Below are 19,011 nucleotides of genomic sequence, written 5' to 3' on the forward strand. Positions count from 1 at the left end.
CCCGTACACGCCCCCCGGCGCCGCCCCCCAGCGCGCCGGGCTCAGCGGCGGCAAGATGCTCGTCGCCGTGGCCCTGGTCGCCGGCCTGATCGGCGGCGGCATCGGCACCGCGGTCACCTACGCGGCCAAGGACAACAACAGCTCCTCCAGCGCCGCGGCCAGCACGCGCTCCCCGCTGAACACCAACAACACCGCGCTGAGCACGCCCGGCAGCGTCACCCAGGTCGCCGCGGCGGTCATGCCGAGCGTGGTCGACATCCAGGTCAGCACCGCCAACGGCAGCGGTGACGAGGGCACCGGCATCATCTACAGCTCCGACGGCCTGATCGTCACCAACAACCACGTGATCGCGGCGGCCAACACCTCCAGCCAGAGCAACAGCAACTCCAACGGCAACAACGGCGGGACCGGCGGCGGTACCGGCGGCAGCAGCGGCGGCAACGGCAACCCGTTCGGGAACGGCGGGAGCGGCGGCACCACCGGCGGCAGCTCCACCAGCGGCCCGGCGACCATCACCGTCACGTTCAACGACGGCCGCACCGCCAGCGCGCACATCGTCGGCACCGAGACGCTGGCCGACCTCGCGGTGATCAAGGTCGACGGCGTCTCCGGCCTGACCAAGGCCTCCTTCGCCGACTCCAAGAACCTGGCCGTGGGCCAGCAGGTGGTGGCGATCGGCTCGCCCCTGGGCCTGACCAGCACCGTCACCTCCGGCATCGTCAGCGCCCTGAACCGCCCGGTGGAGACCCAGGCCGAGGACGGCAGCACCGTGGTCCTGGACGCCGTCCAGACCGACGCCGCGATCAACCCCGGCAACTCCGGCGGCCCGCTGGTCGACATGCAGGGCAACGTGATCGGCATCAACTCCGCCATCGCCTCCAACAGCCAGAACTCCGGCGGCCTCGGCGGCAGCGGCGGACAGGCCGGCTCCATCGGTCTGGGCTTCGCGATCCCGATCTCCGAGGCGCTGCCCATCGTGGACGCCCTGGCTCAGGGCAAGCCCGCGCAGATCGCCTCGCTGGGTGTGGCCCAGAACGGCCAGAGCGACACCACCACCCGCACCGCGGGCGGCTACAAGGTCCAGCAGGTCACCTCCGGCGCCCCGGCCGACAAGGCAGGTCTGAAGACCGGCGACGTGATAACCAAGATCGGCGACCGGCTGGTGTACTCCTACCAGGACGTGGCGGCCGCGGTCCGCTCGCACCGGCCGGGCGACACCGTCGCCATCACCTACACCCGCAACGGCTCCTCGACGACGGTCAACGTGACCCTCGGAGTGCTGGCCACGCAAGCCAAGTAAGGCCGGTAATAAGCAGGCGTACCCTTGAGGGGTGTCTGAAGAACGTATCTCGGTCCTCCGCGCCGGTTTCGGCGCGGAGGCCGTTCCGTATCTGGCCGCGTGGGACCTCCAGCGCGAGATCCACGCCCGACGGGTCGCCGACGAGGTCGCCGACACCCTGATCCTGCTGGAACACCCCGCGGTGTTCACCGCAGGCCGCCGCACCACTCCCGCGGAGCGGCCCACCGACGGCACCCCGGTCATCGACGTCGACCGCGGCGGCCGCATCACCTTCCACGGCCCCGGCCAGCTCGTCGGCTACCCGATCCTGCGGTTGCCGGAGGCGATGGACGTGGTCGGCCACGTCCGCCGGCTCGAAGAAGCGATGATCCGGGCCTGCGCTGAGCTGGGTCTGGAGACCACGCGGATCCACGGCCGCAGCGGCGTGTGGATTCTGGGCGAGCAGATCGAGCGCGAGGACCTGGGCGGCCTGAAACTCCAGCTGAAGACCGTCGGCGCGCCGGTGGACGAGGACGAGGAGTTCGACCCGCGGCTGGCCGGTCCGGAGTACGCGCCGTCCAACGCCGGGCAGCGCCGGGCCGACCGCAAGCTGGCGCAGATCGGCGTGCGCGTCGCCAAGGGCGTGACCATGCACGGCTTCTCGATGAACTGCGACGTGGACCTGGCCTGGTTCGACAAGATCATCCCCTGCGGGATCCGGAACGCCGGGGTCACCTCGCTGTCCGCCGAGCTGGGCCGCGACGTCACCGTCGAGGAGGTCGCGCCGCTGGTCGCGCGGCATCTGGACGACGTGGTTTCCGAGGCGTTCGGGCTCGTCGGCGCCGTCAAGGAATAGCCTGCGGGCCACGTAGGCTGGTAATCACAGGAAAAAGCATTACCACTTTCTTGCAAGGAGACTCGAAGTGACGGCCGTCACCCCAGAACCCGAAGGCCGCAAGCTGCTCCGGCTTGAGGTCCGCAACAGCGCCGTCCCCATCGAGAAGAAACCCAGCTGGATCAAGACCCGCGCCAAGATGGGCCCGGAGTACACCGGCCTGAAGAGCCTGGTGCGCAGCGAGGGCCTGCACACGGTGTGCGAGGAAGCCGGCTGTCCGAACATCTATGAGTGCTGGGAGGACCGGGAGGCCACCTTCCTCATCGGTGGCGACCAGTGCACCCGGCGCTGCGACTTCTGCCAGATCGACACCGGCAAGCCCAAGGCGTACGACACCGACGAGCCGCGCCGCGTGGCCGAGTCGGTGGCGACCATGGGCCTGAAGTACGCCACCGTCACCGGCGTGGCCCGCGACGACCTCGAGGACGAGGGCGCCTGGCTGTACGCCGAGACCGTCCGGCAGATCCACGCGATGCTGCCCGGCTGCGGCGTCGAGCTGCTGATCCCGGACTTCCACGCCAAGCCCGAGCACCTGGCCGAGGTCTTCGGCAGCCGTCCGGAGGTGCTGGCGCACAACATCGAGACCGTGCCGCGGATCTTCAAGGAGATCCGCCCCGGCTTCCGCTACGAGCGCTCGCTGGACGTCATCCGGCAGGCCCGCGACTTCGGCCTGGTCACCAAGTCCAACCTGATCCTGGGCATGGGCGAGGAGCGCGAGGAGATCTCGCAGGCCCTGGCCGACCTGCGCGAGGCCGGCTGCGACCTGGTGACCATCACCCAGTACCTGCGGCCCTCGCCGCGGCACCACCCGGTGATGCGCTGGGTGAAGCCCGAGGAGTTCGTGGAGCTGGCCGAGGAGGCGCGCGAGATGGGCTTCGGCGTCATGTCCGGTCCGCTGGTGCGCTCGTCGTACCGTGCCGGGCGGCTGTACAAGGAGGCTGTCGAGGCGCGCGAGGCCGCGGCGGCCGGCGTTCCGGCGTGACGTTCGGCGTCAGGTTCGGCGTGACGTATGGCGTGACGTTCGCCGCATCGGCCGGGGCAGCCGCGCTGATTTGGCCGGATGGATATCAAGAGGTTTCTTAGGGAGCTGTGACGAACGGCCCCGGTCCGAGTCGGACCGGGGCCGTTTCGCGTGCCGGACGCGGGGAATGCCCGGCATTGCGAATCGCGTTACCACGATTTGACCGGCAACACCAGACCCTGTAACAAAGAAACCTGATAGTGGTGGTGGCCCGCCACCGGCTCCGTTCCCCGACGTCCCCCTTTCTCTTTGGTCGAGGTTCCGCAATGAGCACCGCAACGTCCTCCGCAACCGCTCCCACGACTCACACCGCCCACCCCGCGACGTCCTCCGTCCGCACGATGATCCTCACCTTCGAGCGCCGGGTCCTGCGGGCCGGCGGCCAGCGGGGTGCGCTGGCGAACGCCCGCGCGGCCGTGCTGGAGGGGCAGGAACGGGCCGCGCTGCGCGCCGAGGCTCACGAGTCGCTCACCAGGATGGGCGTTCAGTCGCACTAAGGTCCGCACTGGTTTACCACCGGGCGCCGGTACCACGTATTCTGCGTGGCATGGCACGCGACACCACGACGAAGACCCCCGCCGGCGGGGATGCGCCCAAGAAAAAGGGCCGGCTGAAGCAGATCCGCGAGGTCTACGGGATGACCCGCAAGGAGGATCCCAAGCTTCCCCTGGTGCTGGCCGCCTGGGCCGCGGCGGCCCTGGTGGTGTTCGTGGTCCTGGGCTTCCTGCTCGGGTCCCCGCTGTTCTACGGCATCTTCGGCATCCCGGTCGCGGTGCTGGCCGCGATGATCGTCTTCGGGCGGCGGGCGCAGCGTGCGGCGTACTCCTCCATCCGGGACCAGGCCGGTGCCGCCGCCTCGGTGCTGGACACGCTGCGCCGCGGCTGGGACGTCACCCCCGGCGTGCGCTTCAACCGGCAGCAGGACATGATCCACCGGGTGCTGGGCCGTCCGGGCATCATCCTGGTCGGCGAGGGCAACCCGAACCGGCTCAAGGCGCTGTTCACCGAGGAGCGCCGGCACCTGACCCGGCTGTTCGGCCCGGACGTGCCGCTGGTCGCCGAGGACATCGTGGCCGGGGACGAAGAGGGCATGGTGCCGCTGGGCAAGCTGAACAAGACGGTGATGCGGCTCAAGCCCGCCACCGGCAAGACCTACCTGCGTCCGGCGCAGGTGCAGGAGTACCAGAACCGGCTCAAGGCCGTCGGGCCGAACATGCCGATCCCCAAGGGACCGATGCCGCGCAACGGCAAGATGCCGCGGGGCCAGGTGCGCTAATCGTCGCAAGCCTACGTCTGCCGGACGTAACCCCGGCGAAACGCCACGGAACGTACGACGGCCCGCGACCGGTGATCGGTCGCGGGCCGTCGGCGTTCGGGGACCTCGCTGGTCAGCGGCGGGGCCGCCACGACCTGGTCGATGCCGCGGCCTGGATCTGGTTGCGCGGTCGCTCTGCCGGGTGAACAGAGCGCTCAGCGGGTGCTGACGATCATCGTGTGCGCGATCCGGTCGTGCAGGCCGCGGCCGTCCGCGTCCCAGACCACCGCCGGGATGACCAGGAACAACAGCACGGTGCGCATGCCGATCGAGTACAGCGGGGCCCGGCCGCCCTGGTCGGAGCCGACCCGCAGGCCCAGGACCGCCATACCGAGCGTGGAGCCGCTGATCCCCAGGCCCACCAGGTAGATCACGGCCAGCAGGCTCAGCGCCGCGAACTGGCCGTTGCGCAGCAGCCGGTCGCCGACCAGCAGGTACGCCATGCCGTAGGCGACGGCCCAGTCGATCATCAGCGCGGCCAGCCGGCGGCCGACCGAGGCCATCGAGCCCGGACCGGTGCGCGGGAGGCCAAAGCGCTGGCCGGAATAGTCGGACGAGGTCATGGCGTCCACGGTACTCCGCGCCGATTCGCGGCCGATTCGCGGTCCGCCACCGACGTTGGACAAGCCGTTCCAGAGGCGCCGCAGGGCCCACAGGGTAGGTTGGAGAAGACCCGGGCTCTGTGTAACACGCCGGAAACAAAAGGGACACGGCCGGGAAACCCCCCGGTCCTACGGTCGCATGAGTGCCTGATGGGTCCCGGCCCGGTGGCGAGAGGCTTCCGGCCGGTGAGAATACTCAAAGGAGTAGTGGATGTTCTCGAACGCCGACGAGGTACTCAAGTACCTCAGGGACAACGACGTGAAGAGCGTCGACGTGCGGTTCTGTGACCTGCCCGGGGTGATGCAGCACTTCACGGTGCCGGTCGAGTCGTTCGACGCCGACGTCTTCTCGCACGGCCTGGCCTTCGACGGCTCCTCGATCCGCGGCTTCCAGGCCATTCACGAGTCGGACATGCAGCTGCTGCCCGACCCCAGTAGCGCGCGCCTGGACCCGTTCCGCGCCGAGAAGACGCTGAACCTGAACTTCTTCATCCACGACCCGCTGACCGGTGAGGCGTACTCCCGCGACCCGCGCAACGTGGCCAAGAAGGCCGAGGCGTTCCTGAAGGGCACCGGCATCGCCGACACGGCGTACTTCGGCCCCGAGGCCGAGTTCTACGTCTTCGACGACGTGCGCTTCTCCTCCGGCCCGGACGAGAGCTACTACCACATCGACGCCGAGGCCGCGTTCTGGAACACCGGGCGCGCCGAGGAGGGCGGCAACCGCGGCTACAAGCCGCGCGTCAAGGGCGGCTACTTCCCGGTCGCCCCGAACGACCACTACACGGACCTGCGCGCCACCATGAGCCGCACCCTGATCGAGTCCGGCCTGATCGTCGAGCGCCAGCACCACGAGGTCGGCTCGGCCGGCCAGGCGGAGATCAACTACCGGTTCAACACCCTGCTGGCCGCCGCCGACGACCTGATGCTGTTCAAGTACATCATCAAGAACGTCGCCTGGCAGGCCGGCAAGACCGCCACCTTCATGCCGAAGCCGGTCTTCGGCGACAACGGCTCGGGCATGCACTGCCACCAGAGCCTGTGGAAGGACGGCGTCCCGCTGTTCTACGACGAGGTCGGCTACGCGGGCCTGTCGGACACCGCCCGCCACTACATCGGCGGCCTCCTGAAGCACGCCCCGTCCCTGCTGGCCTTCACCAACCCGACGGTGAACAGCTACCGCCGCCTGGTCCCCGGCTACGAGGCCCCGGTCAACCTGGTCTACTCCCAGCGCAACCGCTCGGCCTGCATCCGCATCCCGATCACCGGCTCGAACCCGAAGGCCAAGCGCATCGAGTTCCGCTGCCCGGACCCCTCGTCGAACCCCTACCTGGCCTTCTCCGCCATGATGATGGCCGGCCTGGACGGCGTGAAGAACAAGATCGAGCCGATGGCCCCGGTCGACAAGGACCTGTATGAGCTCCCCCCGGACGAGCACGCCTCGATCCCCCAGGTCCCCAGCAGCCTGCCGGCGGTGCTGGACTCCCTGGAGGCCGACCACGGCTACCTGCTCGAGGGCGGCGTGTTCACCCAGGACCTGATCGACACGTGGATCTCGTACAAGCGCGAGCGCGAGGTGGACCCGGTTCGGCTGCGTCCGACGCCGCACGAGTTCGAGCTTTACTTCGACATCTAAATACGCTCAGGGCAGCTGCCTGCGCCGCAAGCGCGAAAATGGCAGATGACCTGCGGTAAGACTGTTGAACGCCCTGTGTTGATCATGGGTGTTTTCGAGCCCCATTTGGGCCCGGACTGGGCCCGATGATCTTGGCTCGACAGTCTCTGAAGATCGATCGCGGTGGGTCCGCGAGCCCTTGGGGCTCGCGGACCCACTGTCGTTTGGGGCACATGCCCTTCTGCTGACCGCCTCCACGGCAGTCGGCCAAATGCGCCGACCGAGTGATGTGACGCATCGCGAAGACAGTTCCGCGAGCCACAACCGGACTTTAGAAGTGACCCCGCAGTTGACGCGGACCTCCACACTTCAAAGGACGGGAACCCACTGTGACCTGCCACCACACCCCGGCAGGCCCACGCCGCTCGGCGTCTGCACCGCAAGAGCGCCAACGTCATGCCGACGACGTGGCCAGTCCCGCGACACGGGACTCGGGGCATCCGTTAACACATTGACGGAGATCGCACCACTCGGCGAGACGCCCTCAGCGAAATCCTGCCGCAAAAGCTGATTCGCGAATGAGAGGCCTGCTCCAGGGGCCGAACTCGATCTAGGGTCATGTCAGCCGATCCACTTCAGACTCTGACCCCAAAAGACCAGGGCACAGAGAGGAAACCAGGTTGGCCCGCCCTCGCACCATCACTCCACCGCGCAAAGAGGCTCCCAAAGAGATCCCGGAGCGGCTGTGGAGCCACAAGGAAACCGCAGCATTCCTCCAGCTCTCCGAGCAGACCCTCCACTACATGAACCACGTCGGCAACGGCCCGCGGTCGTACCGAGTCGGCCGCTACCGCCGATACAACCCACTCGACGTCATGGTCTGGCTCGAATCAAGAGCCTCATAGGCTCCCATCTCCTACGGAAAGGTGTTTCGCGTGCCCGAGCCCTACGACCGCTGGCACAAGACACACCCCAAGCCGGGAGACAAGACCTGCTCCGAGCATGACAAGGTTCCCAGCGCCAAGCACGGCCGGGGCATGCGGTGGGCTGCACGCTGGCAGGATCCCGAGGGCGAACAGCAGGAGACTCTCTTCGAGAAGCGGCCGGACGCCGTCCAGCACCTCAACAAGGTCGCAGCCGCGATCGACAGGGGTACCTACATCGCCCCTCGTAACGGACTGGTGCCGCTTGAGAACGTCGCCCGGCGATGGCTCGACAGCCGGAGCTTCAAGTCCCCACGTACGTACGCCCAGTACGAGTCGCGAATCAACAACCACATCATCGATGTTCTCGGCCGGCTCCGGCTGTGCGATATCAAACCGTCAACGGTCGTCGCGTGGATCAACGGCCGCCGCCGGTACGGCCTCGACGAGACCACGATCGGTCTCATCCTCGCCCACCTCTCAGCCATCCTGGAGTCAGCTCTGGATGACGAGCTGATCCCGAAGAATCCCTGTCGAGCGAAGTCCGTTCGTGACGTCAAGCCCAAACGCTCCAAGCGTCCCGCCCGCAAAGCGCCGCTCAGCGGACAGCAACTGGAGACACTGCGGGAGAACCTGCCCGATCGCTACAAGGCCCTCGTAGACGTCACTCGTGGACTCGGCATGCGACAGGGCGAGGTCTTCGCGTTCAGTCCGGACGACATCGACTGGACCAAGAAGGTCGTCCACGTACGCCGACAGATCGCTTGGGACCGCGGAACGATGGTCTTCGCCCCGCCGAAGTGCAGCGACCTCGACGAAGAACGGGACCGCTTCGTCCCCGCGGCGGACGAGGTCTTGTTCGCCATCATGGCCCACGCCGACGCCTTCCCGCCCGTCGAAGTCACGCTCCCTTGGAAGACTCGCGACGGGGAGCCGCGGGCCAGCGTCGTCTTCTTCACATCACGCGAAGGAAAGCCGCTGAACAAGAACTACATCAACTGGGTTTGGAAAGGCGGCCTGGAACTGGCGGGGATCATCAAAGCGCTCAACGACAGGCCCGTCGGGCGGGGGCGGAAGTGGGAGCCGTGCCGGGACAAGATGATGCACGCCGGCCGCCATGACTACGCGACACAGCGACTCGGCGAAGGCATGGACATCTTCACCCTCTCAGTCAGGCTGGGTCACGCCGACCCTGCCTACACGCTTCGCAAGTACACCCACGAGCCGGAAACGGACTATGAGGTGGAGCGGCAGCGAATCGACGAGACGCTACGGGCGACAAGGGCGCGATCCTCCGAGTTCGACGCGCCCCCACCGTGGGCCCCTGGATGGCACCAGTGACTTGGAAGAGTCATCACCCAACTCGGAGATAGAGTCCGCGCTACGCCTTGGCAGATCTTGAGTACCTGCGCAGCGCATCAGAGCTCCACGTCGAGCGTGCCCGACACCGCCTGGCACGTCGGGCACGTTCGCGCTGGCTCAAAGCGTGCCGCGCGCAGGTCGGTACCCCCGGAGGGGTGCCACCCAGATGGACACGGTTCTGACCAGCAGCGGAATACACAGCTCGTGATCAACGGCACCATCATCATGTGATGATCAGAATCAGGGTGCTAAGACACTGACGAACCCGCTGGGCGAGGCGATCCGGTTCGCCTCTGGCCTCGCGACCAGGCTGTACGCCCTACTAAAGGACGCCTAGCTGAAACACATCAGCAGGGTAGCCGCCTCCCCGGCAGGCCGGGGAGGCACGCAGGTCGAAGGCTACGGTTCGGGCTTCAATACGGTCATCGACGCGGTTGGCAGCAGCCAAGGTCGAGAGTCGGCCAACGGGGCCGCAGCAATCCTGAGCAGGCGGCTGACTTGCTCGCCCCGGCGAGGTCCAGCAGACCGCGGCGGTGGTTGTAAGCGGCCGGGCCATGACTTATCGATGCGTGAACGTGACGACGTGGCGATGCTGGTCGCCGAACGATGCCAGGTTTTCGCGACCTATCGCGACTGCAGCGCCCAGGTCATCGGTACCGACCCGAACGCACCGAACGCGATCGCCGCCGGCGAGATAGAGATCAAGGCCATTCCCTACAAACGGATCGCTGGGGACCTCGGCTCGGGGCACCTACTGCCGACCGTGGAGGAACTGGCCGCAACGCATTCCGTGTCAGTGGGAACAGCCCACCAGGCCATCGCGCTCCTCATAGAGGAAGGATTGGTAGCCGCGCGGCGAGGCGCATGAGCAATGGTCAGCTCCTAGCCGCCTGCTGGCGAACAAGCTTAGGGAATTCAAGTGCCACTCAGGTCGTGGGTGTCGCTCCGCCTTCGTTTGTTGCCGACACAAGCAGGTCAACGATTGACTCAGCAGTCGCTTCGATTATTGTCCCAACATCGCCATCAGATGCAGTGGAAACAAGGTCCCAGGATCCACGAATTGTTGGAGCTTCCATGCCATACGGCTGATCACCCTGCTCATCAATGAACTGATAGATCCTCCATCGCAGAAGATCTCCATCTCTCGTACAAATTAGGTTAGCCGTGAGGCCAGTCTTCGTATTCGGGCTAACGTAGATGTCTACTATGAGCAAGAGCTCACCGTCAGGGTGCGGCGCTTCGCTGCTGACATGGGCACGCATTTCCACATCACCAACCTCAAGCGTGAACACATCGCCATCGCATATCGCCTTGGCGTCGTCGACGGCTTGCGTCGCGTATTCGCCCACACTGAACCAGAGCATTTCGAACGAGACGCGGGCCTGCCGCTGCAGATCTGACCGTTCGCGCGCTGTGGCGATATGGGCGCTGAGCTCGAGATCACGTTTTGCTTTGCGCGCTCTGATGCGTTGTAGACCGAGTTGAGCTGGACTAAGGTCATCGGCCGGCATCAGCAGGTCGTTGATCCGGCGCGGGTCCGACGGCCTCCCCCCAGGTTCCTTATGTAGTAGCTCAGTGACGACCCGTTGCACAAGGGGATCAGTTCCGTCGGGAAACTCGGGCACCAATGTCGCGTGCGCTTGGCGCAGATCGTTTCCGGAGATTGCGCGCTGCCCGGTCAGTGCTTCTAGGGCGGTCAACCCAAGGGCATACTCATCGGACAGCTGAGTCTCTGGCTTGCCGTCCAACAGCTCGGGCGCCCGGTACTCAGGTGTACCGCTCCCCATCCAACTTACCGATTCCATCGCGGCATCCACGATCTTCGAGATGCCAAAGTCGCCCAGACACCAGCGTCCGCGATATCGCAGGACGTTGCCCGGTTTGATGTCGCGGTGCAGGACGCCAGCCACGGCCAGCTCCTGCATCGCCTGCGCGATATCGAGAAGCACAGCCTTGACCTCATGCGAGTCAAGACGACCGGACTCCATGATCTGATCAGCGAGGCTGCGGTCTGCCAACGGCATCACCAAGAGCAACTCACCGTCCCGGTGCGCATAGTCCAGTACCGGGACAAGGTGTTCTCCATGGGCGTCGCGCAGCTGGCGCGCGATTTCAATCTCGCGTTCAGCAAGTCGCGGTTCGGACCTGCGGCGTCCACTCGTATCTAGCCTTATCCGAACTTGCTTGACTGCAACCCGGTCCCCGGCAGCGTCCGAACCGCGGTACACCTGGGTCAGTAGGCCCCCGTGGCCGATCGGACCTTGTAGATCGTACGAGTATTCACGACCTCGATCGCTGCGGAAGCGCTGCACCGCGTCAAGAGCCAGCTCAGAGTCGAGAGGCTGGGCAAACTCTTCCAGTCGGCGCCGAGTATTGGCCAAGACCGATTGAACGAATCCCAGCTCAAGCTCCACCTCGCGATACGCCTGGTCGATGGTCACCTGGTTGCGGACTAGCTCACGGTGGCGCGGAGTTTGAAGTGACGCGATTTCTGCTGGCGGAGCCTCAGCACTCAGCATCAGCTGCTCCACCTGGGCATGCCAGGTGAGATACATCCGTCGGCCCGAGTCGGCCGCCTCTGGCATCGGGCCAGCGAATCCAGCCGACAGGAGGTTGCTAGCCTCCACGTCAGACACCTTAAGACGCTCCAGAAGGTTCGCGACGCGATCTGGGGTAAGCGATGCCATGGCGTAATTGTGACGGCTCCGACGCACCCCGCGGGGCCAATCGGCACTAACGTTCAAATGCCCTCGGCACTCCTGGACCCGCTAACGGGTCGACTCCAACAAGCAACTGTCCGACGCGGCGCACCTGCCGCGGTCAAGGCTGGTAGGTCGTGGTCGGATCCCACTCGTACTCAATACGGTACTCAGAACGAAACCGGAGACGCCCCAACCCCGGATCCAGGCGACCCGCCAAGCCGCGGGTAGGTCCTGATTCCAAGACCCGCTTCGGTCAGCCGACTGGAGTTAACCAACTCTCCACAGCCTTCTGGTCCGCGAGCACGGCGAGGTGTCGTTCGGCGTCCAGGGCGGCGGTGCTGCCGGAGCCAGCCGCCGTGATGGCTTGGCGGTAGTTCAGGTGCGGGTGGGCAGCCTACGAGCGTCACCGCGAGCCAAGCGGCTGTGGGCGTCGGCACCGCATTCCGGACAGGCTCCGTCACGCCGCGGTGCGTCGAAGCGGACGTCGGCGGAGCGCGGGAGCCAGCGCAGATAGTCGTGGCCGAGCTCGTCGGTGTGCAAGCCGGTGACGGAGAACAGGAAGTCGTTGGCCGCATGCGCGGCGGCCACGGAGTTCAGCGTGATGACGCTCGGAGCCACCACCGTGGCCTCCTGGACGTAGCGTTGGGCGGCACGCTCGGCGGAGGACAGCGCTTCCTCCTGAAGTCTGGCCGTGTTGATCAGGCCGTTGCACCACAAGCACCCCGCATCGGGAGTGACCGGCCGGTAGACGGCGAAGACGTCGAGGATGTCGCCGCTACCCAGGGAAGTGACGACCTTGGCGCCGACCTGGGCCCCGGGGATCAGGTACTGGTGGACCACGGAGTTGAACAGCAGCCGGGCCTGCATGGAGTCCGCAACCAGGAACAGGAAGTCGCAGTCGGTCAGGTGCGCCGCCACCGTGGTCTTCGTGACGTCGTCGAAGATCGCGTCGAACGGCGCCCCCGGATTGGCCGCGCGGGCCACTCACTCAGCGACGCGCACTTTCGGTACCGCGAACCGCGCCCCGAAGCGGCGGACCCGCTCCAGGCGCCGGGACGAGGTGAGCCACGTCCGGGCGTCGCGGCGCGTGGCGCCCACCACCCGGGACAAGTTCGTGACGTCGATACGATCCGGATCGATCACGACCAGGTGTCCCACGCCGAGGTGGGCAAGCTGCTGGATCAGCGGCGATCCGGCGCCGCCCGCGCCGATCACGCCGACTTTCGTCGCGGCCAGCAGCGCTTGTCCTCGGTCGCCGAACAAGCGGGCCTGCCGGTCGTAGGCATCGTCGACGCCGGTCGGCGCCGGTGGGGGCGCCGGATACAAGGTTCTGTTTGCGGCGGTCTTACGTGGCCCGGGTTTGGCGGCCAGAAGTGGCCCTGGGCCAGTGGCGTCAGTGGGTGTTTTGTCCGGCGGCGGTCTGGACTGGCCCACCCGGCCTTGTCAACCAGCAACGCGGACGTCCGGCAACCTAGGCCGGCTCCATGAACAGCGCATCACGCATCGAGCCTCGAAGGCTGCATGACCACCACCGTCTTCAGGCCACACACACACGCTCCACATGCCTGTCGCCGCTGCCCCCGTCGACCGGGCCTGGGCCACACGGATCGACATCGCACCACTCAGCGATCAGCCGGCCGGGCCACTTATAGCCGCCAAACCCGGGCCACTTCAAACCGCTACAGACAGACATCTTCGGGAAGACTGTCGGTCCGACGCGGCGTTCCAACCTTTAGCAGGTGCGCCGACGCGCTTCTGGCTGGCAACCGGTGGACGGACTCAACTCGGGATCCAAGCCGACTCGTATGCTGGCCATGGCATCCTTGTAGATGCAGAGCACGTCCTCGATCTCGCCTGGAGTGAGGATGCGCAGCCCAGCGGGCAACTCATCCACGCGGACGGTCTGCTGCGATCCGTTGAAGTCGAGTTCCTTGGCGCCGGCACGCGTTCCGCGGTGCAGGTAGACCTCGGTGGGGTGGATGTCCAGGTGCCAGCCGATACACACGGCAGTGTCGTAGACAGTCAGCTCGCCGATGCCGGGTATGTCACGTATCGTCGATCCGACGATGTCATAGAGTTCCCCGAAGCTCCTTACGGTGCGCAGCGCGGGGAGCATCTCTCGTAGCCGCTGCCGACTTTCCTCGAGAGTGAGTCTTGGTATACGCCGCTGATGCGACTGCCGCTTGCCGTCCGGCTGCTTGCACAGCGCGGCCGCATCGATGGCGTGGGCGAGTGTGGACAAACTGTGAAAGTACGCCACCTCTGCTTGCACCCGCGGCCTGTGGTTCTCGATGTAGTGCTCTGCGACGCGCCTGTACCCATCGCCCACCATGTTGTCTCCCAGGCATCAAGATTCGGAGCTGTTTATCGGCGCAACCTGAAAACGCTCAGGTGGCTGGCACGTCTGGTGGATACCAATCCGGGTCGTGGTCGTCGGGCAGGTTCAAGATCTGCCCGATCTCGCGCAAGGCAGATGCCTCAGAGTTCTGGACTGCACGCTCGATCTCCTCCAGAACGCGGCGGAATTGGGCCGTGCCAAGCGGCGCCGTATACGTGTCCTTCCATTGGAAGGCAAAATGCTCCAGGCCCCGGTGCCGATGTACCACCTGGAGCCACGCCGAGATGCCGAGGTCGTCGCCGTCGAAGTCCTTGCGGGCATGGACCGAGAATCGCACCCACACCCTCGAGGCCGGGTCTGGGGAGGTGAGAAGCACCCCACGAGAGTGCTGCCAACGTGGCATGACCTCGTGCGGCAGCAAACCAGCCGCGTCGTTTGGCTCCGGTTGACCCGGGTGCTCGTTGAAGGTCTCAAGAAGGAGGTGCCCATACACCGCGCTGTTCAGCAGGTCGATTTCGTGGCGGGCGTCGTCGAAGCGCTGGCGCTCCAGCTGCACCTCCTGCCGCTTATCCCGGTCTTGGCGCGTCAATGAGACAACACGCTCACGAAGAGCGGTTGTATCTGTATCGACGCGGACCTCCGGTGGCGAGGACAGGCAGGCACGCAGCTCCCTTGCGACGGCCGCCATCGATGGCCGCTCCGCGGGGCGCAGACGCGTGCACTGTTCCATTAGCAAGTCCAGCTCCGCGATCCAGGGGCTGCCGATCCACGTGCGCAAGCTGTAATTGGAATCCGTCGATCTGTATTCGCCGGGAAGCGGGTACGTCAGCCCGGCCAGCAGTACCCACAGCGTCTTGGCTAGTGACCACACATCGGCCGGCTCGAAGTCCGCGGTGTCGGCGTGTTCGAGCATCTCCGGGGCGAGGAAGTTCGCCGGGCCGAGCTTGCGCCCCGGGGCAGTGCGGTTGCCCTTGCCGGGGAAGGTGACCAACCCGAAGTCGCCGATGACTGGCCTGCCATCGAGCATGAACAGGTTGTCCGGCTTGATATCGCGATGCCCGATTCCCTGTGCTGCCAGCCGGGCCAGCGTCTCGGCGTAAATCGCAACGGTTTCGAGGACGTCGATCGTTGGATCCGTCTCCAGCGCCACCAACAACGGGGTAGCCAGGGGCATGACGTACCAGCTCACATCTTCGTCGACAGCGATTTGGCCGTCGATGAGGGGCAAAACGCCATCATCAGGGTATTCTCTCAGGAACCTGATCTCGTCCTCAAACCGGTCACGCCGCTCCTTCTCGGCCAGCTGGCGGCTGCCAAGGACCTTCAACACGAAGACTGCATCATCGCCCTGGCGGGACACCCTCCATACGGCACCGTTGCCGCCGCCGCCAAACCGCTTGCTCTCCATGAAGGTCCAGGAGCCGAGTACCGCTCCGGCTTGAGGAACCCAACGCGTCTTACGCACCCGCCCCACCCGCCGCCCCCACATATCCCACGTGCTTTGGCCTTCGACCAGTTTCTCGCAGCCGGCCAACTGTCACTCTCCGACACGCCGCCTAAACTGTCGACTCATGCCAAAACGCTGGCGACCAAGCACAAGCACGAAGGTCATGTCGCACCAGGTGATACTTGGGTGAGACGTTGGTGAGACGTACGAATCCTTCTTTGACCTGTACTTTCTTCTAGAAGCAGATGAATATCTCAACGTCTCACCGCTTTGGCGGAGCACACGACAGCGTCCCCGCTGGCGCAACCCCGAACGCGGCATCGTGGGGCTACCGCAGGTTCTCTGCGCTTCTCTCCTCGAAGCCGTCCTGATCTTGGCCTGTGGATGAGGGGTGGATGAGCAAAGCAGTGCTCGTGTGTTCACGGCGGTCTACCAGCAGTTCTCTGATGAAGGCCGCGCCTCTCCGGATGAGGGTGTCAAGCGCATTCGGTCCTCAATGCACTCACACCAGTCGCGACAGACACCGTCATCCGTCGGGCACTGGGGCACCGGCAACACTCCATCACGGTGCCGTTTTGGGCGACTTGCCCGCTGCTCGAAGCGAGGCCGGCGCTGGCTGTGCGACCGGCGCCCACACGAGCCCTGCCGGCTCGGCGAACCCCTCCGGCCATATGGGCGCATGGTCTCGATGGAACGTCGCCCCGTCGAACCGAACGTTCCCGCCAAACGTCGCCTGGTCGAAGCTGACGTCCCCGTCAAAGGTCGCCTTGTTGAAGTACGCCGCAGCACCGAACGTTGAAGCATCGCCAGCGAATACTGCTTGACTGAACGTGACGGCCTTGCCGAACAGCGAGTCGCCGAACAGCACGTCTCCATCGAACACTGTTTCGTCGAAGTCAGCGTTCCCGTTGAAGGTCACCTCGTCTAGCCGAGCCCATGTGGCGAACTTGGCCCCGCTGAACCAAGCGAGCCCGTTGAAAGTCACCCCTTCGAATCGGGCGCCGCCGACGAAGACCGTCTTGCTGAATCGGGCGACGCTGTCGAATGTCGCCTTACCGAACCGCGCCATCTGGCCGAACGTCACTTCGTCTAGCCAGGTAACGCCGTTGAAGGTCGCCTGATTAGCATCGAAGTGGCCCACGGTGGCGCCTTGCAAGCTGAAGTCGATCAGATAGGCGCCAGCAAGGTCGATGTTGGCATTGGGCCAAAACCCGAGATGCCCAGGTCGTAGCCGCTCACCGATGATGGCCTGTGCGGTCGTGCGGACCTGACGCTCGGCGGGTTCGCTGTCGGGACCACCAGGATCGTACGGCATGCGCAAGTAGGCGCACAGCACCTTCATACAGGTCGACCGGTCACGTTCTGAGTCGTCGGCGATCCTTGCCAGCGCATAGACGCCGCCAAGCCGAATGGCCGCGGAGGTGGTATTTCCCAGTTGGGCGACGGCAGCGGTGTAGCGCTCAGTGAACAGCTTGTCCTGGTCCCGCAGATGATTCGCTTCGTCTGTACGCTGCTTTCGGTAAGCCACGTAGAGACCGGCGACGGCTCCTGAACCGCCGACCACCAGCAGCGCCGTCTTGGCAACATCGAGCCGGTTCGTTGTTGCACCTGGGACTGCGGCAAGCAGAACAAAGTACACGACTGCCGCCGCCACGACGCCTGCCGCCAACAGCGCCGAGTAGATCGCTGCGAACGGCCCCGGCTGGTATCCGCCCTGTCGACCTTCCCCCTGCCGACTTAGCAGACGTCCGCCCCTCCTTTTCAGGTCCCCGCCCATAGCGAAATGTTAGATCGTGATCACTTACGGCGACCAGCGGGGCCTCAATCCGCTCACGTCGAATCTGGGCCAGGCCACGCTCGGGCACGATTCGGGCACAGTCTCGGTCACAACCTGGCTCACGACGTCACAGCGTGTCATACGGCCTAGGTATAAAAATAGCCCTTCGCGCAGGTGAAGGACCTAAAGCGCCTGTCGAACAGATGTGCCCCGGAGGGGGACTGCCCAGATGGGCACAGGCGCCACCATGGCGGCACTTCCCACCTGACCGTCTCTGGGACCGTCTACCTGTGACTCGGGACGGCGCGTAGAGGCCGACACCCGTTCACCCCAGACCGTCGGGCGATCCCCGCAGGCTCGAGGATCAGTACGCGACGGGCCAGCAAGGACCGCAAGGCGGTCAGCGCCGCGGCCGGCCACAGCGATGGTTCGTCGACTCTGAGAAGTAACTGCGCACCGTGGACCACTGAGACGAGAGCAATACCCTGATCGGGGTCGGGCTGTGGGTCCGGCTACGTGCGGCCAGGAGGGCGGTGTCCTTCCTGTTGGTCACGGCGGCAGGCACGCTCCGGAAACCACTGCTGCGGCCAGAGACGTCCCCCACAAGGACGCGCCGGGCCCAGTAAGGCCGGTGAGCGGGCCCAAGTCACCCAATGGGTCAGTAGCACTGCCTCCGTACGCACGCGCAATGACGGTCGGGGCCGCTGGCAGGGAGTTATAGGGCTGCAGATTGTTGTCCTGGTCCGTCGCCAGCGCGACGATGGCGTCGCGCATCCGTGCGGGGTACCCGCTCGGAGCACCGTTGCTGTTCCCCGCAGCGGCCACGAGCATCGGCGTCTCGACTCCGTTCGCGTGGCAGTAGCGGGCGAGGTAGTCGATACTGCGCCCGTAGGTAGAGTCGCACGGGTTGGAAACGTCAGTGGTGAGGCTGGCGTTGATGAGGTCGTACTGGCCGGACCACATGGCGTAGGTGAGACCTGCGAGTATCTCGTGGGAGCTTCCGGTCCCCTTGTGATTGAGTACCCGCAGCGGGTGGATGATTGCATTCGGGTTCATGGCGGTGATGACCATTGAGACAGCTGTGCCGTGCCCGTGGGGGTCGGCGGCGGCGGCTGTAGCGGGGTCGCGAAAGTCTCCGTCAAGGAAGTCGATCATCTGCCGGTTCGCATACATATCGCCGGTATCGAGGAGCGCTACGCGGTGCCCGCCGACAACAGGGGGCATCATGATGTAGCCGCCTAAGCTGAAGGTGGCGCCACTGGCGATGAGGTCGTCGAGCTTCCCCGTGGTGAATGGGTCGACATGGGGGCCGCCTTGTGCGGCGTGTGCCTGATAGGCGGGTTCCCACAGGAGGGCTGGCATTCCGCCGGCGAGGGGGAAGTCTTCCCCGGACAGTGGCGGAAGGATCATGGTTTCGATTTGTAGGCGTGCCGTCAACCAGGCTCCGAGCCCGGGGGCGGAAGGGTGCTTCAGCACAGCAACGGCGGGTGCCCGGGTCTCATAGAAGCGCTCACGCACCGCTCCTGGGGCTGATTCGAACCCGAGCTCGATCAATCGCGGTGATTCAAGGTCGAAGCCGATCGTGTCTTGGAAGCGAGCCCAGGTTTCGATCAGGGTTTGGACGGCGGGTCTCGGGCCGATGACCGTGGCGTACTCATGCTCGGGTCCGTGCACGGACGTCTCCATGTCTCGGACGCTACCCGAGTTAGGGCACCCCGGCAGCGCGGGATGTTCC

The 19,011-nt window shown here is 65.6% G+C and carries 16 protein-coding genes and 1 pseudogene; 8 read left to right on the forward strand and 9 right to left on the reverse strand.

Annotated features, from left to right (window positions below):
* From GWK61_RS31490 to GWK61_RS31510, 5 genes are all read left to right on the forward strand, one after another.
* On the forward strand, positions 1 to 1,300 hold a 1,300-nt coding region (locus GWK61_RS31490; RefSeq protein ID WP_194915305.1), incomplete at its 5' end, for a S1C family serine protease.
* Between the two features lie 31 nt (positions 1,301 to 1,331).
* Positions 1,332 to 2,135, forward strand: coding sequence for a lipoyl(octanoyl) transferase LipB (gene lipB / locus GWK61_RS31495; protein WP_194915307.1), 804 nt, complete (start codon positions 1,332 to 1,334; stop codon positions 2,133 to 2,135).
* A gap of 67 nt (positions 2,136 to 2,202) precedes the next feature.
* Positions 2,203 to 3,156 (forward strand): lipoyl synthase, encoded by a 954-nt coding sequence (gene lipA / locus GWK61_RS31500; protein ID WP_194915309.1) that lies wholly within the window; start codon positions 2,203 to 2,205, stop codon positions 3,154 to 3,156.
* A gap of 305 nt (positions 3,157 to 3,461) precedes the next feature.
* A complete protein-coding gene (locus GWK61_RS31505; RefSeq protein ID WP_194915311.1) occupies positions 3,462 to 3,692 on the forward strand; it encodes a hypothetical protein in 231 nt (76 codons plus the stop codon).
* A gap of 50 nt (positions 3,693 to 3,742) precedes the next feature.
* The gene (locus GWK61_RS31510; protein WP_194915312.1) at positions 3,743 to 4,471 is read left to right on the forward strand and encodes a DUF4191 domain-containing protein; all 729 of its coding nucleotides are present in this window, start codon (positions 3,743 to 3,745) and stop codon (positions 4,469 to 4,471) included.
* 194 nt (positions 4,472 to 4,665) lie between these two features.
* Here GWK61_RS31510 and GWK61_RS31515 read toward each other — a convergent pair whose 3' ends face one another.
* Entirely contained in the window at positions 4,666 to 5,073 is a 408-nt protein-coding gene (locus GWK61_RS31515) for an RDD family protein (RefSeq protein ID WP_194915314.1), read from the reverse strand.
* Between the two features lie 250 nt (positions 5,074 to 5,323).
* Here GWK61_RS31515 and glnA point away from each other — a divergent pair, with 250 nt between their 5' ends.
* The 3 genes from glnA (at position 5,324) to GWK61_RS31530 (ending at position 9,880) form a co-directional block, all read left to right on the forward strand.
* Complete coding sequence (gene glnA / locus GWK61_RS31520; RefSeq protein WP_194915316.1) at positions 5,324 to 6,748, forward strand: type I glutamate--ammonia ligase; 1,425 nt, start codon at positions 5,324 to 5,326, stop codon at positions 6,746 to 6,748.
* Positions 6,749 to 7,662: 914 nt separating this feature from the next.
* A complete protein-coding gene (locus tag GWK61_RS31525; protein ID WP_194915323.1) occupies positions 7,663 to 8,991 on the forward strand; it encodes a tyrosine-type recombinase/integrase in 1,329 nt (442 codons plus the stop codon).
* Positions 8,992 to 9,577: 586 nt separating this feature from the next.
* Positions 9,578 to 9,880 carry a GntR family transcriptional regulator gene (locus GWK61_RS31530; RefSeq protein WP_194915325.1) on the forward strand — a complete coding sequence of 101 codons (303 nt, stop codon included), beginning with the start codon at positions 9,578 to 9,580 and terminating at the stop codon, positions 9,878 to 9,880.
* Between the two features lie 58 nt (positions 9,881 to 9,938).
* Here GWK61_RS31530 and GWK61_RS31535 read toward each other — a convergent pair whose 3' ends face one another.
* From GWK61_RS31535 to GWK61_RS31570, 8 genes and pseudogenes are all read right to left on the reverse strand, one after another.
* The gene (locus GWK61_RS31535; RefSeq protein WP_194915327.1) at positions 9,939 to 11,699 is read right to left on the reverse strand and encodes a serine/threonine-protein kinase; all 1,761 of its coding nucleotides are present in this window, start codon (positions 11,697 to 11,699) and stop codon (positions 9,939 to 9,941) included.
* Positions 11,700 to 11,967: 268 nt separating this feature from the next.
* Positions 11,968 to 12,087 (reverse strand): annotated as a pseudogene (locus GWK61_RS60970) (thioredoxin-disulfide reductase); the annotation flags it as partial.
* A 2-nt stretch (positions 12,088 to 12,089) separates the two neighbouring features.
* A complete protein-coding gene (locus tag GWK61_RS59915) occupies positions 12,090 to 12,698 on the reverse strand; it encodes a ThiF family adenylyltransferase (RefSeq protein WP_194915329.1) in 609 nt (202 codons plus the stop codon).
* Positions 12,699 to 13,040, reverse strand: coding sequence for a ThiF family adenylyltransferase (locus tag GWK61_RS59920; protein WP_194915337.1), 342 nt, complete (start codon positions 13,038 to 13,040; stop codon positions 12,699 to 12,701).
* A gap of 406 nt (positions 13,041 to 13,446) precedes the next feature.
* The gene (locus tag GWK61_RS31555) at positions 13,447 to 13,956 is read right to left on the reverse strand and encodes a hypothetical protein (protein WP_194915339.1); all 510 of its coding nucleotides are present in this window, start codon (positions 13,954 to 13,956) and stop codon (positions 13,447 to 13,449) included.
* Between the two features lie 145 nt (positions 13,957 to 14,101).
* Positions 14,102 to 15,460 (reverse strand): protein kinase domain-containing protein, encoded by a 1,359-nt coding sequence (locus GWK61_RS31560; RefSeq protein ID WP_194915344.1) that lies wholly within the window; start codon positions 15,458 to 15,460, stop codon positions 14,102 to 14,104.
* Positions 15,461 to 16,061: 601 nt separating this feature from the next.
* Positions 16,062 to 17,276, reverse strand: a complete 1,215-nt coding sequence (locus tag GWK61_RS31565; RefSeq protein ID WP_194915345.1) for a pentapeptide repeat-containing protein — start codon at positions 17,274 to 17,276, stop codon at positions 16,062 to 16,064.
* A gap of 549 nt (positions 17,277 to 17,825) precedes the next feature.
* The gene (locus GWK61_RS31570; RefSeq protein WP_194915346.1) at positions 17,826 to 18,962 is read right to left on the reverse strand and encodes a S8/S53 family peptidase; all 1,137 of its coding nucleotides are present in this window, start codon (positions 18,960 to 18,962) and stop codon (positions 17,826 to 17,828) included.
* Positions 18,963 to 19,011 lie beyond the last annotated feature (49 nt).

Source organism: Catenulispora rubra, assembly GCF_015356825.1.
GTDB classification, from domain to species: Bacteria; Actinomycetota; Actinomycetes; order Streptomycetales; family Catenulisporaceae; genus Catenulispora; species Catenulispora rubra.